Raw genomic sequence first — 25,595 nt, forward strand, 5'->3', positions numbered from 1 at the left:
CGCTGTGCGACTGCGACTGATCGCCGTCGGTTCACGCATGCCCAAATGGGTGGAAGAAGGCTGGCATGAATATGCCAAGCGTCTTCCATCCGAGTTGGCGCTGGAACTGGTGGAAATACCGCTCAATACCCGTGGCAAGAACGCCGACGTGGCTCGCTTCATCCGTCAGGAAGGCGAAGCCATGCTGGCCAAAGTCGGCCCGAACGAGCGGATCGTCACTCTCGAAGTCCACGGCAAGCCCTGGAGTACCGAGCAGCTGGCGGTCGAGCTCGATCGCTGGCGGCTGGACTCGCGCACGGTCAACTTCATGGTCGGTGGCCCCGAAGGGCTGGCGCCGGAAGTCTGCGCTCGGGCAGATCAGCGCTGGTCGCTCTCGCCGTTGACCTTGCCGCACCCACTGGTGCGGATCCTCATCGGCGAACAGCTGTATCGTGCCTGGACAGTGCTGTCCGGCCACCCTTACCACAAGTAGCTTTGCCCTCATGTCCCAGCCGATCCGCATCAAGGACCACGAAAAAGACGCCCGTCTGGTGCGTGGCCGCGTCGTGTTCGGGGCAATCGCGGTGGTGGCGCTGATTTGTGTGCTGATCGCGCGTCTGTATTTCCTGCAGGTGATTCAGTACGAATATCACTCGACGCTTTCGGAGAACAACCGGGTGCATGTGCAGCCGATTCCTCCGACTCGTGGGTTGATCTTTGACCGCAATGGCGTCGTTGTAGCCGACAACCGGCCCAGCTTCAGCCTGAGCATGACCCGCGAGCGTTCCGGCGACTGGCAGCAGGTGCTCGATGTGATCGTCGAAGTGCTGGAGCTGACGCCGGAAGATCGGGTGATTTTCGAGAAGCGCATGAAGCAGGGGCGCCGGCCGTTCGAGCCGGTGCCGATCCTGTTCGAGCTCTCGGAAGAACAGATCGCCCGGATTGCAGTGAACCAGTTCCGCCTGCCAGGGGTGGAAGTGGTCGCGCAACTGGTGCGTCACTACCCGCAGGGGGCGCATTTTGCGCACTCGGTGGGCTACATGGGGCGGATCAACGAGAAAGAGCTGAAGTCGCTCGATCCGGTCAATTACAGCGGCACCCATCATATCGGCAAGACCGGTATCGAACGCTTCTACGAACCCGAGCTGCACGGCCAGGTGGGTTACGAAGAGGTCGAAACCAACGCACGAGGCCGGGTACTGCGGGTGCTCAAGCGTACTGATCCGATTCCTGGCAAGGACATCGTCCTGAGCCTGGATATCAAGTTGCAGGAGGCTGCCGAAGCGGCACTCGGCGGCCGGCGTGGCGCGGTGGTCGCCCTGGATCCGGCCACCGGCGAAGTCCTGGCGATGGTCAGCCAGCCGAGTTTTGACCCTAACCTGTTCGTCACCGGCATCAGTTTCAAGGCCTACGCCGAGTTGCGCGATTCCATCGATCGGCCGCTGTTCAACCGCGTGTTGCGTGGTTTGTACCCGCCAGGTTCGACCATCAAGCCGGCCGTGGCTATTGCCGGTCTGGACTCGGGCGTGGTGACCGCATCGAGCCGGGTCTTCGATCCGGGTTACTACCAGTTGCCCAACTACGACCACAAATACCGCAACTGGAACCGTTCCGGTGACGGCTTCGTCGACCTGGATACGGCGATCATGCGTTCCAACGACACCTATTTCTATGATCTGGCGCACAAGCTGGGGATCGATCGACTGTCCGCGTACATGGGCAAGTTCGGCATCGGCCAGAAGGTCTCGCTGGACATGTTTGAGGAATCGCCAGGGCTGATGCCTTCCCGCGAGTGGAAGCGCGCCACCCGGCGTCAGGCCTGGTTCCCGGGCGAGACACTGATCCTCGGGATCGGCCAGGGGTACATGCAGTCGACACCGTTGCAACTGGCGCAAGCCACGGCATTGGTGGCGAACAAAGGGATCTGGAATCGGCCGCACCTGGCCAAGACAGTCGAAGGCGAGAGACCCAAGGACGAAAACCCGATGCCGGATATCGTCCTGCGTGATCCGTCGGATTGGGCCAAGGTCAACCACGGCATGCAGCAGGTGATGCACGGCGCCCGGGGCACCGCGCGCAAGGCGGCCATCGGTGCGCAATACCGGATTGCCGGCAAAAGTGGTACGGCCCAGGTGGTCGCGATCAAGCAGGGCGAGAAGTACGACCGCTCCAAGGTTCAGGAGCGTCACCGCGACCACGCCTTGTTTGTCGGCTTCGCGCCGGCCGATAACCCGAAAATCGTCGTGTCGGTGATGGTCGAGAACGGCGAGTCCGGTTCCGGCGTTGCTGCACCTGTGGTCCGTCAGATCATGGACGCCTGGCTCCTTGGCCAGGACGGCCGGCTGAAAGCCGAATACGCCAGCCCTATCAGTGCGGAGGCTACGGCCCGTGAAGAGTAATTTCGATCGCATCCTCTCCAGTGAAGATGTGATGCGCCGTCGTGCGACGCTGCTGCAACGCATGCACATCGACGGCCCTTTGCTGATCCTGCTGCTGACCCTCGCAGCCGGCAGCCTGTTCGTGTTGTATTCGGCCAGCGGCAAGAGCTGGGATTTGCTGGCCAAGCAGGCGACCTCGTTCGGCATCGGGCTGGTGTCGATGGTGGTCATCGCCCAGTTCGAACCGCGTTTCATGGCCCGCTGGGTGCCAGTGGGTTATGTGCTGGGCGTGCTGTTGCTGGTGGTGGTCGACATCATGGGTCACAACGCCATGGGCGCCACACGCTGGATCAACATTCCCGGGGTCATCCGCTTCCAGCCTTCGGAGTTCATGAAGATCCTGATGCCGGCGACCATCGCCTGGTACCTGTCCAAGCGCACCTTGCCGCCGCAGCTCAAGCATGTGGGGGTGAGCCTGTTCCTGATTGGCCTGCCGTTCATCCTGATCGTGCGCCAGCCCGACCTCGGCACTTCATTGCTGATTCTGGCGGGGGGCGCCTTCGTACTGTTCATGGGTGGCCTGCGCTGGCGCTGGATCCTCAGCGTGCTCGCGGCCGCCGTGCCGGTATCCGTGGCCATGTGGTACTTCGTGATGCACGATTACCAGAAGCAACGCGTACTGACCTTCCTCGACCCCGAAAGCGATCCGCTGGGCACCGGTTGGAACATCATTCAGTCGAAAGCCGCCATCGGTTCCGGTGGCGTATTTGGCAAAGGCTGGCTGCTGGGCACCCAGTCGCACCTGGATTTCCTTCCGGAAAGCCATACCGACTTCATTATTGCGGTGCTGGGCGAAGAGTTCGGCCTGGTGGGCATCTGTGCGCTGTTGCTGATCTACCTGTTGCTGATCGGCCGTGGCCTGGTGATTACTGCCCAGGCTCAGACATTATTCGGAAAATTGCTCGCCGGCGCCCTGACCATGACGTTTTTTGTTTACGTTTTCGTCAACATCGGTATGGTCAGTGGCCTGTTGCCGGTTGTGGGGGTGCCGTTGCCGTTCATTAGCTACGGAGGAACTTCGCTGGTAACGCTGCTGTCAGCGTTTGGGGTTTTGATGTCGATCCATACCCATCGTAAGTGGATCGCGCAAGTTTGAATAAGGTGAAGATTTCAATGCAAGAAATGCGTGGCTGGGCGACTCGATACGCGCCGTGGGTCGGCCTGGTAAGCATCCTTGGCACAGCGCAGCAAGCGCTGGCCGGCGATTACGAAGGCACACCGCAGGTTGCCGAATTCGTCGGTGAAATGACCCGCGACTACGGTTTTGCTGGCGAGCAGCTGATGGGCGTGTTCCGCGAAGCCGAGCGCAAGCAGTCGATTCTGGACGCGATCTCGAAACCTGCCGAGCGGGTCAAGCAGTGGAACGAATATCGCCCGATGTTCATCACCGACGCGCGCATCGCCCGCGGTGTGGACTTCTGGCGTCAGCACGAGGCCGTACTGGCGCGTGCCGAGCAGGAGTACGGGGTTCCGGCCCAGGTGATTGTGTCGATTATCGGCGTTGAGACCTTTTTTGGTCGTAATACCGGTAATTTCCGGGTGATCGATGCATTGTCCACCCTCGGTTTCGACTATCCTCCTCGTGCCGAATTTTTCCGCAAGGAATTGCGTGAATTCCTGCTGCTGGCGCGGGAAGAGCAGGTCGATCCATTGACCCTCAAGGGCTCGTACGCCGGGGCCATGGGACTGCCGCAGTTCATGCCCAGCAGTTTTCGCGCTTATGCAGTGGATTTCGACGGTGACGGCCACATTAATATATGGACCAACCCGGACGATGCCATCGGCAGTGTCGCCAGTTATTTCAAGCGTCACGGCTGGGTAGCCGGAGAACCGGTGGTCAGTCGCGCAGATGTGCGTGGGCCCCAGGTGGACGAAGGTTTGACCACGGGCATCGAGCCGACTAAAACCGTCGGGGAGTTGCGAGCGTTGGGCTGGTCGAGTCATGATGCGCTGCGCGATGATATGCCGGTCACGGCTTTCCGCCTGGAAGGTGACAAAGGTCCTGAATACTGGATGGGCCTGAAGAATTTTTACGCGATCACGCGTTATAACCGCAGCGTGATGTATGCCATGGCCGTACATCAACTGTCTGAACAGCTGGTCCAAGCACGGGGCGTCAAGTAATGCGGGCATTGCCTATGAATAAACCCCTGAAGCTGATGGCATTCGGTGCCTTGGCGGTGCTGGTCGCCAGTTGTTCGACCAGCCGCGCACCTACGCAAAAGCCAGCTACAACGGCTGTGCGCACCATGCCCGGGCTGGACATCAACCGCGCTCACAAAGACGGCGCGCCATGGTGGGATGTCGATGTTTCGCGCATCCCGGATGCGACGCCGACCCTGCACACCGGCCCTTACAAAGCCAACCCCTACACCGTGCTGGGCAAGACTTACTTTCCGATCCAGGAATCGAAGAGCTACGTGGCATCGGGCACGGCGTCCTGGTACGGCACCAAATTCCACGGTCAGAACACCGCCAATGGCGAAGTCTATGACCTGTATGGCATGAGTGCCGCCCACAAGACCTTGCCACTGCCAAGTTACGTTCGGGTGACCAATCTGGACAACAACAAGTCGGTAGTGCTGCGCGTCAACGATCGTGGGCCGTTCTACTCCGACCGAATCATCGACCTGTCCTATGCGGCGGCCAAGAAGCTCGGTTATGCCGAAACCGGCACCGCGCGCGTCAAGGTTGAGGGCATCGATCCGCAACAATGGTGGGCTGCTAAGGGGCGTCCGGCGCCGTTGATGCTCAACGAGCCGCAGATCGCGCAAAACAAGGCGCCGGTCATCACTGCTTCGGCCGGCACGGTCGAGCAATGGACTCCGCCGCCGCAGCAGCACGCCGCGGCCGTAGTGCCCGTGCAGATCGATGCAAAAAAAAACGCTTCTGTACCAGCCTCTGGCCAGTATCTGCAGGTGGGCGCGTTCGCCAACCCGGACGCTGCAGAACTCCTGAGATCGAAGCTGAGCGGAATGGTGAGCGCTCCGGTGTTCATCAGTTCGATAGTGCGCAATCAGCAAACCCTGCATCGGGTGCGCCTGGGGCCAATGGGCTCGCCGGGTGAAATCCAGCAGGTGCAGAACAGCGTGCGCCTGGCCAATCTCGGTTCGCCGAGCCTGGTCACCGCCGAGTAATACGTAGGACTTGATTGAGGGTTCACTTGCGATTTGGGGGGTGAACTTGGTTGTTGGCTCGATGAAGAACAAAAGCCCGGCAAGGGTTATGAGTGAACAACTGAACACGCGATGGCCCGTTAGAAGGTCATCTGATTAGTTTTGCCTTCGGGCAGTTTCCATTAGCGATTTCGAGAGACGGATGAACATCACCACCTTTGCCAAACGCCTTTGCCTGCTAGTCCCGCTGCTCATCTCGCCTGCCGCTTTCGCGGTCGAGATGATGCCGTCGCCACCACAACTGGCGGCTAAATCCTATGTGCTCATGGACGCCAGCAGCGGCAACGTGCTGGTAGAGAACAACGGTGACCAGCGTCTGCCTCCGGCCAGCCTGACCAAGCTGATGACTGCGTACATCGCGACCCTGGAAATTCGTCGTGGCCAGATCGGCGAAAACGATCCGGTGACCGTCAGCGAAAACGCCTGGCGCACCGGCGGTTCGCGGATGTTCATCAAGGTCGGCTCCCAGGTCACTGTCAGTGACCTGCTGCACGGCATCATCATTCAGTCGGGTAACGACGCCAGTGTTGCGCTCTCCGAGCACATCGCCGGCAGCGAAGATGCCTTCGCCGACATGATGAACAAAACCGTGGCTGACCTTGGCATGACCAACAGCCACTTCATGAACCCGACCGGCCTGCCGAACCCGGAACACTACTCGTCGGCTCACGACATGGCAGTGCTGGCCCGCGCGATCATCCACGAAGACCCGGCTCACTACGCGATCTACTCGCAGAAAGAGTTCTTCTGGAACGGCATCAAGCAACCGAACCGCAACCTGCTGCTGTGGCGCGACAAGACGGTTGATGGCCTGAAAACCGGTCACACCGACGAAGCCGGCTACTGCATGGTGTCTTCGGCTGTACGTGACGGCATGCGCCTGATCGCCGTAGTGTTCGGCACCAACAGCGAAGTGGCTCGTGCTTCCGAGACCCAGAAGCTGCTGACTTACGGTTTCCGTTTCTTCGAAACCCAGACCTTCTATCAGAAAGGCGCCGAGTTGGCCCAGGCTCCTGTCTGGAAAGGCACTACCAACCAGGTCAAGGCCGGCCTGGCTCAAGACCTGACCATGACCCTGCCAAAAGGCCAGCTGAAAAAGCTCGCCGCCAGCATGACCATGAACCCGCAGCTGATTGCGCCAATCGCCAAAGGCGACGTAATCGGTAAAGTCGAAGTCAAACTGGACGACAAGGTAGTGCACAGCGCTGACCTGATCGCTCTGGATGGCGTCGAGGAGGGTGGTATCTTCCGTCGCATGTGGGATAGCATCCGTCTATTCTTCTACGGCTTGTTCAACTGATTTAGTGTGGACCTGCATGGCCCCGTTCCAAATCGGCGCGGGGCCATGTTCGTTGCCACGGCTTACGCTCACGAGGCCGTTACGCCATGACCGACACCGAAGTAAAGGCGCCAAAGATCGAATTCCCCTGCGCGGATTACCCGATTAAGGTAATCGGCGATACCGGCGTGGGTTTCAAGGACAAGATCATTGCGATCCTTGAAAAACACGCCACCGTTGACCTCAAGACGTTCGCTGAACGCCAGAGTACCAACGGCAAGTACACGACTATCCAGCTGCACATCATCGCTACCGGTCAAGAGCAGCTGTACGACATCAACAGCGAGTTGCGCGCTACCGGTTTCGTGCACATGGTGCTGTGATGTCTGGCACGCTGGGCTTTCGCGAGCTCGGCCAGATGGCTTACGAGCCGGTCTGGCATGCCATGCAACGCTTTACCAACGAACGCGGCAGCGATGCCGCAGACGAGATCTGGCTGGTCGAGCACCCTCCGGTGTTCACCCAGGGCCAGGCCGGCAAGGCCGAACACCTGCTGCTGCCGGGAGATATCCCGGTGGTGCAGGTCGACCGCGGTGGCCAGGTGACTTATCACGGGCCTGGCCAATTGGTGGCCTACCTGCTGCTCGATGTACGCAAGCTCGGTTTTGGTGTGCGGGACCTGGTCACCCGCATGGAGCATTGCCTGATCGAGTTGCTGGCAAGCTACGGCGTGACCGCCGCGGCCAAGCCGGATGCACCGGGTGTGTATGTCGACGGGGCGAAAATTGCTTCCCTGGGTTTGCGCATTCGCCACGGCTGTTCCTTTCATGGCCTGGCCCTGAACGTGGACATGAACCTGGAACCGTTTCGACGGATTAATCCCTGCGGCTACGCCGGGCTGGCGATGACCCAGCTGAGCGATCACGCAGGATCGATTAAATTTGCCGAGGTAAGTGCCCGGCTGCGCGCGCAGCTCGTCAAACACCTCGACTATGCTGAGCAGACGACCCTAACGGGCGGAATCGACTGATATGACTACTGATGCAGTGCAAACCATGATCCCGACGCTGGATGTTACCGAGCGTCCGGCCCCGCGTGCCAAGGTTGAAGCCGGCGTCAAGCTGCGCGGCGCCGAGAAGGTTGCACGCATCCCGGTAAAGATCATTCCGACCACCGAGCTGCCGAAGAAACCCGACTGGATCCGCGTGCGCATCCCGGTTTCCCCGGAGGTCGATCGCATCAAGGCCCTGCTGCGTAAGCACAAGCTGCACAGCGTGTGTGAAGAGGCGTCCTGCCCGAACCTGGGCGAGTGCTTCTCCGGCGGCACCGCGACCTTCATGATCATGGGTGACATCTGCACTCGTCGTTGCCCGTTCTGCGACGTCGGCCACGGTCGTCCGAAGCCACTGGACGTCAATGAGCCGGAAAGCCTGGCGATTGCCATTGCCGACCTGAAACTCAAGTACGTCGTCATCACCTCGGTTGACCGCGACGACCTGCGTGACGGCGGTGCCCAGCACTTTGCCGACTGCATCCGCGAGATCCGCAAACTGTCGCCGAACGTGCAACTCGAAACCCTGGTCCCGGATTACCGTGGACGCATGGATGTTGCGTTGGAAATCACCGCAGCCGAGCCGCCTGATGTGTTCAACCACAACCTGGAAACCGTGCCACGCCTGTACAAGGCTGCGCGTCCAGGTTCGGACTACCAGTGGTCGCTCACCCTGCTGCAACGCTTCAAGCAGATGATGCCGCACATTCCGACCAAGTCCGGCCTGATGCTGGGTCTGGGCGAGACCGATGAAGAAGTCATCGAAGTGATGAAGCGCATGCGCGAACATGACATCGACATGCTGACCCTGGGCCAGTACCTGCAACCATCGCGCAGCCACTTGCCGGTCCAGCGTTTTGTGCACCCGGACACCTTCGCCTGGTTCGCCGAGGAAGGCTACAAAATGGGCTTCAAGAACGTCGCATCCGGCCCGCTGGTGCGCTCTTCGTACCATGCCGATGAGCAAGCCAAGCTGGTCAAGGCCGAGCTGATGTCGTCCTGATCAACGGCTGATAAAACAGCCCGCAAGGCTTATCCGGCTTGCGGGCTGTTTTTTGCCTGGCCTACGGCAAGCTAGGCTTTTTCCTGCAGCCAGAGGGGTATCCTCCCTCTTCTGTTTGTCCACGTTCCTGACTACTGTGTGCCAGACGCTTTCACGCAGGGAGATTCAAGGATGACTGTTAAACCAACCCACATTCTCAGCCCGCACGTTCCCGTCCCGGCGCTGCCGCCGGAAGGGCTGATCGGCGTTATTGCCCCCGCAGGCCCGGCGCCGCTGGACACCGAAAAAGCCATCGCCTGGATGCGTGCTCGCGGGTATGCGCTGCGGATTTACCCAGGGGTCTATGAAAAGGATGGCTACCTGGCCGGTAGCGATGACCGGCGGTTGGGGGATCTGCATGCCGCGTTTGCCGACCCGCAAGTCGATGCGATCATTTGCCTACGCGGTGGCTACGGCACCCCGCGGTTGCTCGATCGCATTGATTTCGACCTGTTACGCAACAACGCCAAGCCATTCGTTGGCTATAGCGATATTACCGCGCTGCACTTGGCGATCAGCCGCTATGCCGGCTTTGTGACCTTTCACGGGCCACTGCTCAATGCCGACCTGCTGGGCGACAGGAAACGGCCCACCGAGTCCTCGTTTTTCAACATGCTCAGGGGGCAGGTGAAGGCGGGGAGTGTGCTGACGCACCCGGTAGCCTACCCCTTGACCACCATCGAGCCAGGAATAGCCCATGGGCGCTTGCTCGGCGGCAACCTGTCGATGATCGCCGCCACCATGGGCACGCCCTACGCGATCGATGCCGAGGGTGTCATCCTGTTTATCGAGGACATCAATGAGCCGCTGTACCGCATAGACCGGCTACTGACCCATCTTCGCCTGGCGGGCACGCTGGGCCAGTTGCGCGGGGTGCTGGTGGGCGATGTGGCGGGAGTCGAAACGGCGGCGTTGGATCGCTTGCTCAAGCAGACTTTCGAGCCGTTGCGCATTCCGGTAATGACCGGTTGGCGCAGTGGGCATTGTGATCCAAACCTGACGCTGCCGATGGGGGCGTTGGTGAGGCTGGATGCGGGGGCCAAGGAGTTGGTGTTGGAGCAGGATGTGGTGGTCAAGTAACTAGGTGATGCGAAAAGATCGCAGCCTGCGGCAGCTCCTACAAGGGAACGCATTCCTAGGTAGGAGCTGCCGCAGGCTGCGATCTTTTGCTCTTAACGGTTTCTCAGGCCTTCCAACAACTTGTGCGTCGGATATCCATCCGCTGGCCAGCCAAACGACTGCTGGGCACTGCGAATCGCCTTGCGCGTGTTGGCGCCGATAATGCCGTCGGCTGTGCCGGCATCATAATTCTGCGCGCTCAACAGGCTTTGCAATTCGATACGCTCGGTACGGCTCAGCGGCATGTCATCCTTTGGCCAGGTACCACTGATCAGGCCGCCGCCACTGAAACGTTCGGACAGCAAGCTCACGGCCAGGGCGTAGGACGAAGAATTGTTGTACTTGAGAATCGCCCGGAAGTTATCGAGCACCAGGAAGGCCGGGCCACGGTAGCCGGCCGGCAGCAGCAGGGCGGCCGACAGCTGCTCTGTGCCCGCTGGAACCTGGCCGCCATTGGGCAGGGTTACGCCCAACTGGCGCCATTCAGCGACACTCTTGCGAATCGTGCCGTCTGCCAGAACGTAGTTGAAGCCGCTCGGCAGCTGCACCTCAAAGCCCCAAGGCTGACCTTTCTGCCAGCCCGAGCTCTGCAGGTAGTGCGCAGTGGAAGCCAGCGCATCGGCGGAGCTGCCCCAGATGTCCCGGCGTCCGTCGCCATCGAAATCCACGGCGTGGGTGTTGTAGGTGGTCGGGATGAACTGGGTCTGGCCCATGGCCCCGGCCCAGGAGCCGAGCATCTTCTCGGGTTCGATGTCACCCTGTTGCAGGATCTGCAGTGCAGCGATCAACTGCGCCTGGGCAAAGCCCGGGCGGCGACCTTCGTAGGCGAGGGTGGCCAGGGAGTTGATGACCGACTTGCTGCCTTGGAACTGTCCGAAGTTGCTTTCCATGCCCCAGACCGACACCAGTACCTGACGGTCAACCCCGTAGCGCTGTTCGATGCTTTGCAGCACGTCGGCATACTGGTTCACCAGCGCCTGGCCCTTGCGCACCCGCAGAGGCGACAGCGCACCGTCGAGATACTCCCACACCGGGCGGGAAAATTCCGGTTGGCTGCGGTCGGCGCGAATCACGCTGGGGTCGATGCTCACGTTGGCGAAGGCTCGATCGAATAGATCGGCGCGAATGCCGGCGGCGAGTGCTTCCTTGCGGAAACCGGCCTGCCATTCGGCAAACGTCTGCGTGGGCTGAATATCGAGATTCTCACCGGTCGGTACCACCGGCGGGATCACCGCGGGGGCTGTAGCGACAGGCAGGGTCTGAAGCGGTTGAGCGTCGGCTGCGGTGGGTTTTTCCGCGCAAGCGACAAGCAGAACGAGGCTGGAGGCAGCGAGCAGCTGGCGCAGGGGCCAACGACGGGAAAGACTAAGGGGCATGCACAGGTCCAGGGAAAAACGAATCAGGTGCAGACCTTAACATGTTGAGCGGTAGGTTGCCTTTCAGGCCGCCAGAAAGTAAGGCGCGCAGGAGTTGCCGAAGGCTGCGATCTTTTGATTTATTCAGCCGGCAACATCAATCGCTGACCAGCCATCAACAGCGCCAACCGACTCAGGCTCATCCAGGGCGAACCTGCAGCCTGGCCCTTGATCTGCGCGTCTATGCGTTGCGCTTCCAGCAGCAACTGCGCCCAGCGTTGCGCCGAGTAGCGTTGCAGGGCCTTGCTCATCAACGGCTTGCGCTTGTCCCAGACCGGCGGTCGGGCCGAGCTGAACGCCTTGTCCAGTGGCACGCCTTGGCTGTATTGCAATGACAGGTTGGCCAGCAAGCGCAGCTCCCGGGCCAGGGCCCAGAGGATGACCGGCGGCTCGACGCCTTCACCGCGCAGCCCTTCAAGCATTCGCAGGGCATGGGCCGCTTCGCCATTGAGGATCGCATCAGTCAGGCCGAACACGTCGAAACGTGCGCTGTCGGCGACTGCCGCCTGTACGGTTTCCACAGTGATCTGGCCACCCTCGGCCATCAGCTTGAGCTTTTCGATTTCCTGGGCGGCCGCCAGCAGGTTGCCTTCGACCCGTGCGGCAATCAGTTCGACCGCGTCCTGGCTGGCGGAAAGCCCGGCCTGGGACAGGCGCTGGCGGATCCAGCTGGGCAACTGGTTGGCATCCACCGGCCAGATCTGCACGAACTGGGTGTGCTGGCCTTCGACCAGCGCCTTGCCCCACTTGGTTTTCTGCGCACCGCCGTCCAACTTGGGCAAGCTGATCAGCAACACCGTGTCTTCGGCAGGCCGCGAGCAATATTCGATAAACGCGGCAGCGCCCTTGTCGCCGGGTTTGCCGGACGGCAGGCGCAATTCCAGCAGGCGCTTTTCAGCGAACAACGACATGCTGGCACCGGCTTGCAGCAAGGTGCCCCAGTCGAAACTGGCGTCGGCAGCGAATACCTGGCGTTCGTCAAAACCCTGTTGGCGGGCCGCAGCGCGGATGGCATCGGCGGCTTCCTGGCACAGCAGCGGGTCGTCGCCGCTGATGATATAGACCGGCGCGAGGTTGCCTTGCAGGTGTTTGGCGAGTTGGGCGGGGGCGAGTTTCATGGGAAAGGGCGAGTGGGGCGCCTGGGCGCCCCACAGGGCTTATTGCTGCGGCAGTTCAACAGGCGACTGACGTGGCGTCTCCGCCTCGGCTTTCTGCGCTGCTTCCAGTGCCGCGGCCTCGGCCTGGGCCTTCGCGTCAGCAGTCTGCTGCATCTGATCCAGCTGCGCTGGGGTCAGCTGTTGCAGGCGCAGCATCATGCGTTGTACCAGTTCGCGGCGAATTTCCTTGCGGGCATCGTCGGCTTCCTGCTCGGAACCTGCAAGGTTGTTGCCGTCGTGGATGAACACTTTCTGCACTTCGATCTTGTCGCTCAGCAGACCGCGATCACGCTGGCCACGGATGTCGTATTCGAGCACTGTGTTCAGCTGATACTCGCCAGTGCGACCGGCACCTGCATAGCTGAGGATGCGCTGGCTTTCCTGCTCATTGGTCAGGACCAGCTTGTAGGGCGCGCCGGCGGCAACTTTGACGCCGCTGCTTTCGAGCACCTGGCGCATCTGGGTCACGGTCGGACCGTAGGCGTTGCGTGCGCTCAGGTCGAGTTCCTTGATCGCCAGTTCAGTCGTGCCGGTGCCGCGCAGCTGGAAACCGCAGGCGCTCAACAGGACCGCGAGGCCCATCACCAGCAAATTGCGTTTGATCATCTTGTTGTTCCCCTTGAAACCAGGTGGGCCGACGGTGCGACCCGAAAGGTTTTACTCGGCGCCAGGCTCACCTGGCGCCTGATCCAATTAGCTGGCGACGATATTGACCAGTTTCCCGGGCACTACGATCACTTTACGAATAGTCAGGCCGTCAACGAAACGCAGCACGTTCTCGTTGGTACGGGCAGCGGCTTCGACTTCTTCGCGAGTCGCGCTGGCGGGCATTTCGATCTGGCCGCGCAGCTTGCCGTTGACCTGGATGACCAGCGTCAGGCTGTCCTGCACCAGCGCGGATTCGTCGACTACCGGCCAACCAGCGTCGATCACTGGGCCAGCGTGGCCGAGTTGATGCCACACCTCGTGGCTGATGTGCGGAGTAATCGGAGCCAGCAGCAGTGTCACGGCTTCCAGACCTTCCTGCACCAGGGCACGATCCTGTTCGCTCACTTGCGGGGCTTTTTCCAGCACGTTCATCAGCGTCATCACCTGGGCGATGGCGGTGTTGAATTTGTGGTTCTGCCCGACGTCGTGGCTGGCTTGCTTGATGGCCAGATGGATCGAACGGCGAATGGCTTTTTGCTCGTCGTTCAGGCCGGCAACGTCCAGTTTACCCGGCAAGCCTTGGGTTACGTGGCCTTGAGCCAGGCGCCAGACTCGCTTGAGGAAACGGTGCGAACCTTCCACGCCGGAGTCGGACCACTCTGCGCTCATGTCAGGTGGCGAAGCGAACATCATGAACAGGCGGCAGGTGTCCGCACCGAACTGGTCGATCATCGACTGCGGGTCGACGCCGTTGTTCTTCGACTTGGCCATCTTCTCGGTGCCGCCGATTTCCACCGGCAGGCCGTCTGCGATCAGCTTGGCGCTGATGACCTTGGCCTTGCTGTCGCGTTCGAGTTCGACGTCTGCCGGGTTGAACCAGGTGTAGGCTCCATTGGCTTCGCGACGATAGTAAGTCTCGGCGATCACCATGCCCTGGGTCAGCAGGTTCTTGAACGGTTCATTGGAGCTCACCAGGCCTTCGTCGCGCATCAGCTTGTGGAAGAAGCGCGCGTACAGCAGGTGAAGAATCGCGTGTTCGATACCGCCGATGTACTGATCCACCGGCAACCAGTGGTCAGCTGCGGATTTTTCCACCAGGCCGCCTTCATAGTGCGGCGAGGCGTAGCGGGCGTAGTACCACGACGACTCGACGAAGGTGTCCATGGTGTCGGTTTCACGCTTGGCCGGCGCGCCGCATTTCGGGCAAGCGCACTCGTAGAACTCGGGCATGCGCGCCAGAGGCGAACCTGCACCATCCGGTACCACGTCTTCAGGCAGCACCACTGGCAGTTGATCTTCCGGAACCGGCACGTCACCGCAAGCGTTGCAGTGGATGATCGGGATCGGGCAGCCCCAGTAGCGTTGACGGCTGATGCCCCAGTCGCGCAGGCGGAACTGGGTGCGCGAGGCGCCAAGGTTTTTCTTGATCAGCGCAACTTCGATGGCGTCGAACGCGCCTGGGAAGTCCAGGCCGTCGAACTCACCGGAGTTGATCAGCGTGCCGTGCTCGCCGTAAGCGTCCTGCCATGGGGCAGGGTTGGTGTCACCGGCACTGGTGCGCACTACGGACTTGATCGGCAGGTCGTACTTGGTGGCGAACTCGAAATCCCGTTCGTCGTGAGCCGGAACAGCCATCACCGCGCCATCGCCGTAGTGCATCAGCACGTAGTTGGCGACCCACACTGGGAGTTTCTCACCGGTCAGCGGGTGCTCGACGAACAGCGAGGTCGGCAGGCCTTTTTTCTCCTGGGTGGCGACGTCGGCTTCGGCCACGCTGCCGCCTTTGCATTCGGCGATGAACGCCTGCAGTTCAGGGTTGTTTTGTGCCGCCAGCGTCGCCAACGGATGCTCGGCGGCCACGGCCACGTAAGTGGCGCCCATCAGGGTGTCCGGACGGGTGGTGAAGACTTTCAGCGCGCCGGCTTCGCCGATGGAGTCGACGTTGTACGGGAACTGCACTTCCATGCCGCGGGATTTGCCGATCCAGTTGCGCTGCATGGTCTTGACCTGTTCAGGCCAGCCAGTCAGCTCGTCGAGGCTCTCCAGCAGCTCATCCGCGTAGGCGGTGATCTTGAAGTAGTACATCGGAATTTCGCGCTTTTCGATCAGCGCGCCGGAACGCCAGCCGCGACCGTCGATCACCTGCTCGTTGGCCAGGACGGTCTGGTCGACCGGGTCCCAGTTCACGGTGCCGCTTTTCTTGTAGATCACGCCTTTTTCGAACAGGCGAGTAAACAGCCACTGTTCCCAGCGGTAGTAATCGGGCTTGCAGGTGGTCACTTCGCGAGACCAGTCCACCGCCAGGCCCAGGCTGCGCAGCTGGGTTTTCATGTAGGCGATGTTTTCGTAGGTCCACTTGGCGGGAGCCACATTGTTTTTCATTGCGGCGTTTTCCGCCGGCATGCCGAAGGCATCCCAACCCATGGGTTGCAGGACGTTCTTGCCTTGCATGCGCTGGTAGCGGGAGATCACGTCGCCGATGGTGTAGTTGCGCACGTGCCCCATGTGTAGCTTGCCGCTAGGGTAAGGGAACATCGACAGGCAATAGAAAGTCTCCTTGCCTGGCTGTTCACTGACTTCAAAGGACTTTTGCTCGTCCCAGAATGACTGGGCGGCGGCTTCGATTTCACGGGGCTGATATTGTTCGTGCATGGCTACTTTTGAACTGAATAGGGGTGGCCTAATCCTCTTCGTTGCAATGCTGGACGGTGAGCGCGCCAATTCGGCGTTTCGCTGTCCAGGCGAGCTGGAAGTGGAGTTACAGGAAGCGCCGTAGCATACATGACCGTGCTCTGCCGAGGGAAACCCTGATTGCACGCAGGCGCCGCCTGATTTGCCCGGCGAGGGCCGTTGGTCGCGGCGCTCAGCCGGTTTGGTGACGGAAGCTAAGCTCTAAATGGGGAGCAAGACTTATCTTCAATGAGGTGAGGGATGGTTGAGTCTCAGCAAAAAGTCACGAAACCGGAGCTGTATGAAAGACTGATCGATCGTCTGGGGATGGCCCTGGATGCTGCAAAAACCGCTGACCGGCTGCGCGATGAGCGCCCCCTCGAGTTGGAACTGCGTGGCCTCAGCCCCGCAGAGTTTGCCTTGGTGAAAGCTTATCTGGACCGCAGTGAACGTGAAACACACGGATGCTTGTCAGAAGCAGTGAAGCAGCTCGACGCACCTCGTTCGGCCAAAATCATCTGGCTCAAGGACAAGGTACCAGGCAGGGATGCGGTAAAGGTCCGGTCACTGCAATTCAAGTAAGGCTCAGGCCGCATTTCGGGCAATGAAAACGTTGAGTCCTTTCGATTTAGTTGTCGCATCGCGTCAACCCTCTTAGGCTTCGGGCATCTTTGGAGATGCTCGATGCCTTTTCGTTATTTCGTGAAACAACTTCTCTTGCCTCCCGGCATTCTGCTGCTCTTGCTCGCCCTGGGTTGGTGGTTGCGCCGTACCCGGCCGCGATTGGCCGGGCTGTGTTTTGCACTGGGCCTGGGGGGCTTCTGGCTGATGAGCCTGCCGATCGTCGTGCAGTGGAGTGCCAATGCCCTGGAGCGTGTGCCGCCATTGACTCGTGAAGAGTGGACGACGCTCGGCCAACGTGCCGATGCCATCGTGGTGCTGGGCTCGGGGCGCGAGCGCGGAGACCCTGCCTGGGGGGCTGATCAGCCGACAGGTATCGGTCTGGAGCGCCAACGTTATGCCGCTCGACTGGCCAAGGCGTCGGGGTTGCCGGTGCTGACCAGTGGCGGATTGCATTACGGCACTCCGCCCTCCGAAGCCAAGCTGATGGCCGATTCGCTGCTCGATGATTTTGGTGTGACTGTGCGCTGGCAGGAAGGTCAGAGCCGCACGACCTGGGAGAACGCGCAGATGAGCGCAAGCCTGTTGCTGCCCCAGGGAATCAAGCGCGTGGTGGTGGTGACCCAGGCGGCGCACATGCCGCGTTCGGTCTGGAGTTTCCAGAAAGCCAGATTCGAGGTGGTGCCTGCGCCAGTGGGGTTTCTTGGCGGGGATAATGCGCGACCGCTGGGTGGCTGGATGCCGGAGTTCAAGTCGATCTGGCAGAGCGGGCAGTTGATGAACGAGGCGGTGGGACAGGTGGGGTATTGGTTGTTTTATCGATGAAAATCAAAAGATCGCAGCCTTCGGCAGCTCCTACAGAGGTGTGCATGTCCCCCACCCTGTAGGAGCCGTCGAGTGTAACGAGGCTGCGATCTTTAGACGGTCTTGGCCATCCGGTTCGCCACCAGCGCCCAACCGAACAACAACACACAAATCACGATCAGCGGCCACGAACGCCATTGCAGGAACGGCGTCAGGTTATGCATTGGCACCACTTCGCCATACAAGATGCCGCGCTCGAACTGCGGGATCTGTGCGGTGATCTGGCCAAATGGGTTGATCAGCCCGGTCACGCCATTATTGGTCGCCCGAATCATCCAGCGACCGGCCTCCAGTGCGCGCATCTGCGCCATCTGCAAGTGTTGCAACGGGCCGATAGACGAACCGAACCAGGTGTCGTTGCTGATCGTCAACAACAGGTCGCTGCGGGCCGAAAGGTCGGCGGCAAAGTCTGGATACACCACTTCGTAGCAGATGAACGGGGCAATCTGATAACCCTTGGCTTGGAGCAGCGCCTGATCGGACGGGCCGCGGGCGAAGTCGGACATCGGCAGGTCAAAGAACGCGATCAGCCCGCGCAGGATGTCCTGCAGCGGCACGTATTCACCGAACGGTACGAGTTTTTGCTTGAGATAGGTCCCGTCACCTTCGCCGACCACGGTAATGCCATTGTAAAAGCGTTTCTGGTGGTGAACTTCCTCACGGATCGGCACGCCGGTGATCAGCGCGGAATCTCGATCGGCGGCGAACTTGCCCATCATGCTCAGGTAGCCCTCGGCGGATTCCTTGAGCACCGGTACGGCGGTCTCCGGCCAGATCAGCAGGTCAACCCGCTTGGAGCTGAGGCTCATGTCGCGGTACAGCGCAAGCTGAGCGTTCAACTGCGCCGGGTCCCACTTCATGCTCTGTTCGACGTTGCCCTGAATCGCGGCGACGCTCAGCGGCGCTCCCGAGGGGCTGGTCCAGGCATGTTCCTTGAGCATCATGCCAGCCACCCAAGGTCCGATCAGCAGCACCACGCCAGCAGCGATGAAACCCTTACGCCCCGTGCGAACCAGGCGCAGCGCGTTGTAGATGAGCGCAGCCGTCAGCGCCAGCGTGAAGGAGATCAGCCACATCCCGCCCACAGGAGCGAGCCCGGCCAGAGGGCCGTCGAGCTGGCTGTAGCCGGAGTAGAGCCACGGGAAACCAGTGAGGAACCAGCCGCGAAAGGCTTCCTGGGCGACCCACAATGCAGCAAATGCCAGGGCATCGGCCAGTGGCGCCTCATTGCGGCGCAGCCAGCGGGCCCAGATCCACGCGGGCAGGGCGAAGAACCAGGCAATCGCCGCCGTGAAGATCAACATCAGGAAGCCGGCCAGCAGCACCGAGGCGCCACCGAAGTGGTGGATGCTGTAATAGATCCAGCTGGTACCGGCACCAAACAGGCCGAACCCGAAGCACCAGCCACGGCCCAGGGCCTGGCGGGGGCTCAGTTCGCGCAAGCCGGCATAGAAAAAACCGACCGCCAGCAACGCCAGCGGCCAGATATCGAACGGCGCCAGGGCCAGTGTGGTGAGTGCACCGGCCACCGCGGCCAGCAGGTTACCGGGCCAGCCGGGGGCGGTCAGACGGCGCATTTCAATCCTTAGCGAGCAATGGGTGTCAGGCGCAGCAAGTGAATCCGACGGCTGTCGGCGTTCAGGATGCGGAAGCGATAAGGGCCGATTTCCGTGATTTCGTTACGTTTGGGCAGGTGCCCGAACGCACTCATCACCAGTCCGCCGACGGTGTCGAACTCGTCGTCGGAAAACTCGCTGTCGAAGAACTCGTTGAAGTTCTCGATCGGCGTCAGTGCCTTGATCAGGAAGTCACCGCTGGGCAGCGGCTTGATGTAGCTGTCTTCTTCGACGTCGTGCTCGTCTTCGATGTCGCCGACGATCTGCTCCAGCACGTCTTCAATGGTCACCAGGCCAGCCACACCGCCGTATTCGTCAATGACGATGGCCATGTGGTTGTGGTTGGCGCGGAACTCACGCAGCAGCACATTCAGGCGCTTGGACTCCGGCACAAAAGTGGCCGGGCGCAGCAGGTCCTTGATGTTGAAGCTGTCGCCGTTCTCCTTGAGGATCAACGGCAGCAAGTCCTTGGCCAGCAACACGCCCATCACGTCATCGTGGCTTTCGCCGATCACCGGGTAGCGGGAGTGGGCCGAGTCGACCACGGCAGGCAGGAATTCGCGGGGTGTCTGGGTCGCCTTGATGCTGATCATCTGCGAGCGCGGGACCATGATGTCCCGTACCTGCAGGTCAGCGACCTGGATGGCGCCTTCGACAATGGCCAGCGCTTCGCTGTCCAGCAACTTGTTCTGATGTGCATCACGCAGCAGCTCGAGGAGCTCCTGGCGGTTTTTCGGCTCGTGGGCAAAAGCCTGGGTGAGCTTACCCAGCCATGACTTCTGCCCGTTGCTCGATCGATCTTCGCTCATAGCGATTACTCTGAATCCTTTGTTGTAACGATAGGGGATGTTTCTGTTTCGTCGTCCGCGTACGGGTCCGGATGACCCAGCTCGGCAAGCAACGTTCGTTCCAGTGCTTCCATTTCCTCGGCTTCGTCGTCATCTATATGGTCGTAGCCAAGCAGATGCAAGCAGCCATGAATCACCAGATGCGCCCAGTGGGCCTTTAGTTCCTTGCCTTGTTCGGCGGCCTCGCGCTCGACCACCGCCGCGCAGATCACCAGATCGCCCAGCAGTGGAATATCGAGGAACTCGTCAGGTACGTCGGCCGGGAACGACAGCACGTTGGTGGCATAGTCCTTCTGCCGCCAAGTGTGGTTGAGCTCGCGAGCTTCTTCCTGATCGACCAGGCGAATGGTCATCTCGGAATCGGCGGTGCGCTGGCGCAAGGCGAGCTCGCACCATTGGCGAAACTCGGCTTCGCTGGGAACAAGCGCTTCGGTCGCCAGTTGCAGATCAAGCTCAAGCATCGCGGCGGCTGTCCTTGGGTGCTTCGTCGGCCACACGGTTTTCAAAGCGCTCGTAGGCTTCGACGATGCGTTGCACCAGCGGATGGCGCACTACGTCCTTGGGCATGAAATGGGTAAAGCTGATGCCCGGCACGTCCTTGAGCACCTCGATCACGTGGTGCAGCCCGGATTTGGTGCCTTTGGGCAGGTCAACCTGGGTTATGTCACCGGTGATGACCGCAGTGGAGCCGAAGCCGATCCGGGTCAGGAACATCTTCATTTGCTCAACCGTGGTGTTCTGGCTTTCGTCGAGAATGATGAAGCTGTTATTGAGCGTGCGGCCACGCATGTAGGCCAGCGGAGCGACTTCGATCACCTGGCGTTCGATCAGTTTGGCCACGTATTCGAAGCCGAGCATTTCGTAGAGCGCGTCGTAGAGCGGGCGCAGGTACGGGTCGATTTTCTGCGACAGGTCACCGGGCAGGAAGCCGAGCTTTTCGCCCGCTTCAACCGCCGGGCGGACCAGCAGGATGCGGCGGATTTGCTCGCGTTCCAGCGCATCTACCGCACAGGCAACGGCCAGATAGGTCTTGCCGGTACCGGCCGGGCCGATGCCGAAGTTGATGTCGTTACCGAGGATTTCCTTCACGTAGCGCAGCTGATTCAAGCCGCGAGGGCGAATCATGCCTTTCTTGGTGCGCAGGGCGACGGAGGGCTCGGAAGGGGAGACGTTATCCATCTGCTCTACGGCCGATTCCTGCAGGAACAGGTGAACCATGTCCGGCGACAGCTCGGTACCCTTGGTTTCCCGGTACAGGCGGCGCAGCAGATTTTCCGCAGAGGTGGTGTGTTTGGGGTCGCCGATCAGCTCGAACTGGTTTCCGCGATTGCGGATCTCGATGGTCAGGCGCTGTTCGATCAAGCGCAGGTGCTCGTCGAATTGCCCGCACAGATTGGCGAAGCGGCGAGCCTCAAAGGGCTCGAGGATAAAGCGATGTGGTTCGATGGGTGCGTTCAAGGTCGTATTTAGCCGCCCTGGGGCAATTAAGGTGAAATCAAGGATAACGCCAGAGGCGCGGGGGCGAAAGCTCTTAAATAATCCAGCGTCAAACACCGTCCCTGTGGGAGCGGGCTTGCTCGCGAAGAGGGAGCGTCAGTCGATATTAATGTGGCTGGCACACCGCTTTCGCGAGCAAGCCCGCTCCCACAGGGAATTGTGGTGTTACTGGATCAGCGAGCCCCTCAGCGAGTGCGGCTGAGCCGCATCAATGTGCACATCGGCGAACTGGCCAATTAATGTTGGATTGTCGCAGCGGAAGTTGACGATCCGATTATTCTCGGTCCGCCCTTGCAGCTCACCCGGGTCTTTTTTCGAATAATCGGTGACCAGGATCCGCTGGGTCGAACCGACCATTTGTCGGCTGATCTCGAAACCCTGCTGGTTCAGGCGATGTTGCAAGGCGTTCAGGCGTTCTTTCTTCAACTCTTCCGGCGTCTCGTCGGCCAGGTCGGCAGCCGGGGTGCCTGGGCGTTGGCTATAGACGAAGGAGTAGGAGAAGTCGAAACCGACATCCTCGATCAGCTTCATGGTCTGCTCGAAATCTTTTTCGGTCTCACCCGGGAAGCCGACGATGAAGTCCGAACTGATGCAGATCCCCGGCACGGCGGCACGCAACTTGCGCAGCTTGGACTTGTATTCCAGGGCGGTGTGGTTGCGCTTCATCGCCGAGAGAATCCGGTCGGAACCCGATTGCACCGGCAAATGCAGGTGTTTGACCAATTCCGGCACTTCGGCGTGGGCCTGGATCAGGCTGTCGGAGAATTCCAGCGGATGAGAGGTGGTGTAGCGGATTCGGTCGATGCCATCGACGGCGGCCACCACCCGGATCAGCTCCGCCAGGTCGGCGAGGCGCCCGTCGTGGGTGGCGCCGCGATAGCCGTTGACGTTCTGGCCCAGCAGGGTCACCTCGCGCACGCCGTTTTCAGCGAGGTGGATGATCTCGGCAATCACGTCGTCAAACGGGCGGCTGACTTCTTCGCCGCGAGTGTAGGGCACCACGCAGAACGTGCAGTACTTGCTGCAACCTTCCATGACCGACACATAGGCGCTCGGGCCGTCGATTCGCGGCTCGGGCAGGTGGTCGAATTTTTCGATTTCCGGAAACGAGACGTCGACTTGCGGCAGCTTGGTCGCACGTGCGGCGTCGATCATTTCCGGCAAGCGGTGCAGAGTCTGTGGGCCGAATACCACGTCGACGTAGGGCGCGCGGTCGCGGATAGCCGCGCCTTCCTGGCTGGCCACGCAACCGCCAACGGCGATGACCATATCCGGGTTGGCCAGTTTCAGCTCGCGCCAGCGGCCCAGCTGGGAGTACACCCGGTCCTGGGCGCGTTCGCGGATGGAGCAGGTATTGAGCAGGATCACGTCGGCATCTTCGGCGCGAGCGGTGACTTCCAGGGCCTGGTGTTCACCCAGCAAGTCGACCATGCGCGAGCTGTCGTACTCGTTCATCTGGCAACCGTGGGTTTCGATGTAAAGCTTCTTGGCCATGGATAGAGTCATCACGTGATTCAAAGAACCGCGCATTATAGGGAACATGGTCCCATGTTCCTACCGCTGTGCGTCCGACGGCTATGCTATAGTTCGCGCCCTCATTTTTATCCCCCGATGTGTTGCTCGCCCACCATGACCAAACGTGAAGCTCCAATCTACAAGGTGATTTTCCTCAACCAGGGCCAGGTGTACGAAATGTATGCCAAGCAGATCTATCAAAGTGATCTGTGGGGCTTCCTGGAAGTTGAAGAATTCGTCTTTGGCGAGCGCACGCAGGTGGTCGTCGATCCGAGCGAAGAAAAGTTGAAGGCTCAGTTCGAGGGCGTGGTACGCAGTTTTGTACCGATGCATTCGATTGTGCGCATCGATGAAGTCGAGCGCCTGGGCACGCCAAAAATCAGCGAAGCCCGGGGTGCGGTGGGGAATGTGATGCCGTTTCCGATGCCGATGCCTGAGAAGTAGGGCTCTTGGATCGAGTCGCCTCCATCGCGAGCAGGCTCACTCCTACATCAGATCTGCGTGAACGCAGAATTTGTGGTCGCCAGACATCAGCTGTAGGAGTGAGCCTGCTCGCGATGAGGCCAGTAAGAACAGCGCAATAAATCAGGGCAACGGCGAAAACGGCGTACGCCCATCCGCGCTCTGCAGTTCCATCAGGTATTTACGGAATATTTGCCCAAGTACCTGAGTCGCCACTTCCAGCTCTTCACGTGGCATCTTCTCGGCCACCTCGTCTGCAGTGTCCAGCGCATCTTCCGCGCCATTGACTGCCGCCATCTTCAGCACGATATACGCCTGAACGTTGTTGGCGGGTACGCCTTCACCGTGGAAAAACATGGTGCCTAGCTTGAATTGGGCCTGGGCGTGGCCTTGCAGCGAAGCTTTTTCGAAGTAGCTCAGGGCTAGATTGAGGTCGCGCGGCGCATTCTTGCCGTCGTAGTAAAACTCACCCAACTCGTATTGCGCCTGTGCATCCCCTTCATCCGAGGCTTTCTGGCAGGCAGCAAGCGCCTGGGCCAGATCCTGCGGCTGAGTATTGAGGGTGCAGCGACCCATCGCTGGGATTAACAACGAGTTGCCGCCTGCTTGTACAAGCAAGGGCTGAAGGAGCAACAGGCAGCCCAATGCAAGGGCGCGGCCGGTGCGGTTCATGGGAATCGACTTACCTCTGAAGGGCGCGCGGACCCATCGAGGGGATCCAATAAGCGCGCATTATGAAATAAGCAGGGCCATCCTTACAAAGTCTTTACTCGTTTTTCTGCTGCGAGGGAAATATATAACCCACTTTGCGGGAAATTCCTGGCAGATGATCAGGGAAAAGGGCGCGGATGTAGGTGAAAGCTGACGCTGGCAATCGCCAACGTCAGCGGCAGGGCGTTATTTCAAGGCAGCGAACGCACGTTCAGCGGCGTCCAGCGTCAGTTGCAACTCGGCTTCGCCGTGGGCGATCGAGGTAAAGCCAGCTTCGAATGCGCTCGGCGCCAGGTATACGCCGCCTTCGAGCATCAGGTGGAAGAACCGTCCGAACAGTTTGGCATCGCTGGCCATTACGTCCTCGAAGGTCACGATGTCATCGGCGCCACTGAAATACAGACCAAACATGCCACCGGCCTGTGTGGTCACGAACGGGATGCCAGCTGCGTCGGCACGTTGTTGCAGGCCATCGAGCAGGCGACTGGTGTAGTCGGTCAACTCGGCGTGGAAGCCCGGGCGGCTGATCAGGCGCAAGGTGGTCAGGCCCGCCGCCATTGCCAGCGGGTTACCCGACAGCGTACCGGCCTGGTAGACAGGGCCCAGTGGCGCAATGTGCGACATGATTTCGCGCTTGCCGCCAAAGCAGCCGACGGGCATGCCGCCACCGATGATCTTGCCGAACGTGGTCAGGTCCGGGGTGACGCCGTAGTGGGCCTGTGCACCGCCCAATGCCACGCGGAAACCGGTCATCACTTCGTCGAAAATCAGCACCACGCCATGCTTGTCGCACAGGGTCCGCAGGCCTTCGAGGAAGCCTGGAGCCGGCGGCACGCAGTTCATGTTGCCGGCCACTGGCTCGACGATGATGCACGCCACGTCCTGGCCAACTTCGGCGAGCATGGTTTCGACCGCGCCGATGTCGTTGAACGGCAAGGTCAGCGTGTGTTTCGCGAATGCCGCCGGTACCCCTGCCGAGCTCGGCACACCCTGGGTCAGGGCGCCGGAGCCGGCCTTGACCAGCAGGCTGTCGGAGTGACCGTGGTAGCAGCCTTCGAACTTGATGATGCTGTCGCGACCGGTGAAACCACGGGCGAGACGGATCGCACTCATGGTCGCTTCGGTGCCGGAGCTGACCATGCGCACCATTTCCATCGATGGCACGAGCGAGCAGACCAGGTCGGCCATCTGCGTTTCCATCTCGGTCGGTGCGCCGTAGGACAGGCCGTGCTCAAGTTGCTTGCGCACTGCGTCGAGGACTTCCGGGTGGCTGTGGCCGAGAATCATCGGGCCCCAGGAACCGACATAGTCGACGTAGCGCTTGTTGTCTTCGTCGGTTACGTAGGCGCCTTCCGCGTGCTTGAAGAACAGCGGTGTACCGCCGACGCTCTTGAACGCGCGCACTGGCGAATTCACTCCGCCGGGGATGTGTTTCTGGGCATTGGCAAACAACGTTTCGGAACGAGACATGAGCGGGCTCTCAAAAA

24 protein-coding genes are annotated in these 25,595 nt (G+C 60.5%); 13 read left to right on the plus strand and 11 right to left on the minus strand.

Translation table 11 applies throughout. The annotated features are described in order from the left end of the window. The first annotated feature begins 4 nt into the window (after positions 1 to 4). The 10 genes from rlmH (at position 5) to ORL50_RS07575 (ending at position 10,045) form a co-directional block, all read left to right on the plus strand. Positions 5 to 472 carry a 23S rRNA (pseudouridine(1915)-N(3))-methyltransferase RlmH gene (gene rlmH / locus ORL50_RS07530; protein ID WP_003185785.1) on the plus strand — a complete coding sequence of 156 codons (468 nt, stop codon included), beginning with the start codon at positions 5 to 7 and terminating at the stop codon, positions 470 to 472. A 10-nt stretch (positions 473 to 482) separates the two neighbouring features. Further along, complete coding sequence (gene mrdA, locus ORL50_RS07535; RefSeq protein ID WP_266011730.1) at positions 483 to 2,378, plus strand: penicillin-binding protein 2; 1,896 nt, start codon at positions 483 to 485, stop codon at positions 2,376 to 2,378. A gap of 31 nt (positions 2,379 to 2,409) precedes the next feature. Next, a complete protein-coding gene (rodA, locus tag ORL50_RS07540; RefSeq protein ID WP_163019402.1) occupies positions 2,410 to 3,513 on the plus strand; it encodes a rod shape-determining protein RodA in 1,104 nt (367 codons plus the stop codon). Between the two features lie 17 nt (positions 3,514 to 3,530). After that, entirely contained in the window at positions 3,531 to 4,541 is a 1,011-nt protein-coding gene (gene mltB / locus ORL50_RS07545; RefSeq protein ID WP_266011732.1) for a lytic murein transglycosylase B, read from the plus strand. Continuing rightward, positions 4,541 to 5,554 (plus strand): septal ring lytic transglycosylase RlpA family protein, encoded by a 1,014-nt coding sequence (locus tag ORL50_RS07550; protein ID WP_266011734.1) that lies wholly within the window; start codon positions 4,541 to 4,543, stop codon positions 5,552 to 5,554. The genes mltB and ORL50_RS07550 overlap by 1 nt, the downstream gene beginning before the upstream one ends. Before the next feature lie 181 nt (positions 5,555 to 5,735). Further along, positions 5,736 to 6,893, plus strand: coding sequence for a D-alanyl-D-alanine carboxypeptidase family protein (locus ORL50_RS07555; RefSeq protein WP_266011736.1), 1,158 nt, complete (start codon positions 5,736 to 5,738; stop codon positions 6,891 to 6,893). A gap of 86 nt (positions 6,894 to 6,979) precedes the next feature. Beyond that, a complete protein-coding gene (locus ORL50_RS07560; protein ID WP_162439931.1) occupies positions 6,980 to 7,255 on the plus strand; it encodes a DUF493 domain-containing protein in 276 nt (91 codons plus the stop codon). Continuing rightward, complete coding sequence (gene lipB / locus ORL50_RS07565) at positions 7,255 to 7,902, plus strand: lipoyl(octanoyl) transferase LipB (RefSeq protein WP_266011740.1); 648 nt, start codon at positions 7,255 to 7,257, stop codon at positions 7,900 to 7,902. Before ORL50_RS07560 ends, lipB begins: the two co-directional genes overlap by 1 nt. A 1-nt stretch (position 7,903) precedes the next feature. Beyond that, positions 7,904 to 8,926, plus strand: coding sequence for a lipoyl synthase (gene lipA, locus ORL50_RS07570; RefSeq protein ID WP_007946663.1), 1,023 nt, complete (start codon positions 7,904 to 7,906; stop codon positions 8,924 to 8,926). A gap of 171 nt (positions 8,927 to 9,097) precedes the next feature. Further along, a complete protein-coding gene (locus tag ORL50_RS07575; protein WP_266011742.1) occupies positions 9,098 to 10,045 on the plus strand; it encodes a S66 peptidase family protein in 948 nt (315 codons plus the stop codon). 92 nt (positions 10,046 to 10,137) lie between these two features. Here ORL50_RS07575 and ORL50_RS07580 read toward each other — a convergent pair whose 3' ends face one another. The 4 genes from ORL50_RS07580 to leuS form a co-directional block, all read right to left on the minus strand. Continuing rightward, complete coding sequence (locus ORL50_RS07580; RefSeq protein ID WP_266011744.1) at positions 10,138 to 11,460, minus strand: lytic murein transglycosylase; 1,323 nt, start codon at positions 11,458 to 11,460, stop codon at positions 10,138 to 10,140. Positions 11,461 to 11,579: 119 nt separating this feature from the next. Then, the gene (holA, locus tag ORL50_RS07585; RefSeq protein ID WP_266011746.1) at positions 11,580 to 12,617 is read right to left on the minus strand and encodes a DNA polymerase III subunit delta; all 1,038 of its coding nucleotides are present in this window, start codon (positions 12,615 to 12,617) and stop codon (positions 11,580 to 11,582) included. A gap of 39 nt (positions 12,618 to 12,656) precedes the next feature. Beyond that, a complete protein-coding gene (locus ORL50_RS07590; RefSeq protein WP_266011748.1) occupies positions 12,657 to 13,262 on the minus strand; it encodes an LPS-assembly lipoprotein LptE in 606 nt (201 codons plus the stop codon). Between the two features lie 87 nt (positions 13,263 to 13,349). Beyond that, complete coding sequence (leuS, locus tag ORL50_RS07595) at positions 13,350 to 15,956, minus strand: leucine--tRNA ligase (RefSeq protein ID WP_266011750.1); 2,607 nt, start codon at positions 15,954 to 15,956, stop codon at positions 13,350 to 13,352. Positions 15,957 to 16,235: 279 nt separating this feature from the next. Between leuS and ORL50_RS07600 the strand changes: the two genes are divergently transcribed. Both ORL50_RS07600 and ORL50_RS07605 read left to right on the plus strand, forming a co-directional pair. After that, positions 16,236 to 16,556, plus strand: a complete 321-nt coding sequence (locus tag ORL50_RS07600) for a hypothetical protein (RefSeq protein WP_266011752.1) — start codon at positions 16,236 to 16,238, stop codon at positions 16,554 to 16,556. Between the two features lie 102 nt (positions 16,557 to 16,658). Beyond that, entirely contained in the window at positions 16,659 to 17,420 is a 762-nt protein-coding gene (locus tag ORL50_RS07605) for a YdcF family protein (RefSeq protein WP_266011754.1), read from the plus strand. A 92-nt stretch (positions 17,421 to 17,512) separates the two neighbouring features. Here the strand turns inward: ORL50_RS07605 and lnt are convergent, their stop codons facing one another. The 5 genes from lnt to miaB all read right to left on the minus strand — a co-directional run bounded on the left by lnt (position 17,513) and on the right by miaB (position 22,914). Beyond that, positions 17,513 to 19,036 carry an apolipoprotein N-acyltransferase gene (gene lnt, locus ORL50_RS07610; RefSeq protein ID WP_266011756.1) on the minus strand — a complete coding sequence of 508 codons (1,524 nt, stop codon included), beginning with the start codon at positions 19,034 to 19,036 and terminating at the stop codon, positions 17,513 to 17,515. Positions 19,037 to 19,044: 8 nt separating this feature from the next. Next, entirely contained in the window at positions 19,045 to 19,884 is an 840-nt protein-coding gene (locus ORL50_RS07615) for a CorC family transporter (RefSeq protein WP_045062079.1), read from the minus strand. Between the two features lie 5 nt (positions 19,885 to 19,889). Further along, on the minus strand, positions 19,890 to 20,384 hold the full coding sequence (ybeY, locus tag ORL50_RS07620; protein WP_266011760.1) for an rRNA maturation RNase YbeY: 495 nt from the start codon (positions 20,382 to 20,384) through the stop codon (positions 19,890 to 19,892). Further along, the gene (locus tag ORL50_RS07625) at positions 20,377 to 21,381 is read right to left on the minus strand and encodes a PhoH family protein (protein WP_266011762.1); all 1,005 of its coding nucleotides are present in this window, start codon (positions 21,379 to 21,381) and stop codon (positions 20,377 to 20,379) included. The genes ybeY and ORL50_RS07625 overlap by 8 nt, the downstream gene beginning before the upstream one ends. A gap of 204 nt (positions 21,382 to 21,585) precedes the next feature. After that, complete coding sequence (miaB, locus tag ORL50_RS07630; protein WP_266011764.1) at positions 21,586 to 22,914, minus strand: tRNA (N6-isopentenyl adenosine(37)-C2)-methylthiotransferase MiaB; 1,329 nt, start codon at positions 22,912 to 22,914, stop codon at positions 21,586 to 21,588. 135 nt (positions 22,915 to 23,049) lie between these two features. On the opposite strand from miaB, the gene ORL50_RS07635 reads away from it, so the two are divergent. Beyond that, complete coding sequence (locus ORL50_RS07635) at positions 23,050 to 23,379, plus strand: DUF1820 family protein (RefSeq protein WP_007894425.1); 330 nt, start codon at positions 23,050 to 23,052, stop codon at positions 23,377 to 23,379. A 141-nt stretch (positions 23,380 to 23,520) separates the two neighbouring features. Here the strand turns inward: ORL50_RS07635 and ORL50_RS07640 are convergent, their stop codons facing one another. Together ORL50_RS07640 and hemL are read right to left on the minus strand one after the other, a co-directional pair. Further along, positions 23,521 to 24,069 (minus strand): tetratricopeptide repeat protein, encoded by a 549-nt coding sequence (locus tag ORL50_RS07640; protein WP_266011777.1) that lies wholly within the window; start codon positions 24,067 to 24,069, stop codon positions 23,521 to 23,523. Positions 24,070 to 24,294: 225 nt separating this feature from the next. Next, a complete protein-coding gene (gene hemL, locus ORL50_RS07645) occupies positions 24,295 to 25,578 on the minus strand; it encodes a glutamate-1-semialdehyde 2,1-aminomutase (protein ID WP_266011779.1) in 1,284 nt (427 codons plus the stop codon). Positions 25,579 to 25,595 lie beyond the last annotated feature (17 nt).

It is taken from the genome of Pseudomonas sp. RIT-562 (assembly GCF_026241895.1).
Taxonomy (GTDB): Bacteria; Pseudomonadota; Gammaproteobacteria; order Pseudomonadales; family Pseudomonadaceae; genus Aquipseudomonas; species Aquipseudomonas mandelii_F.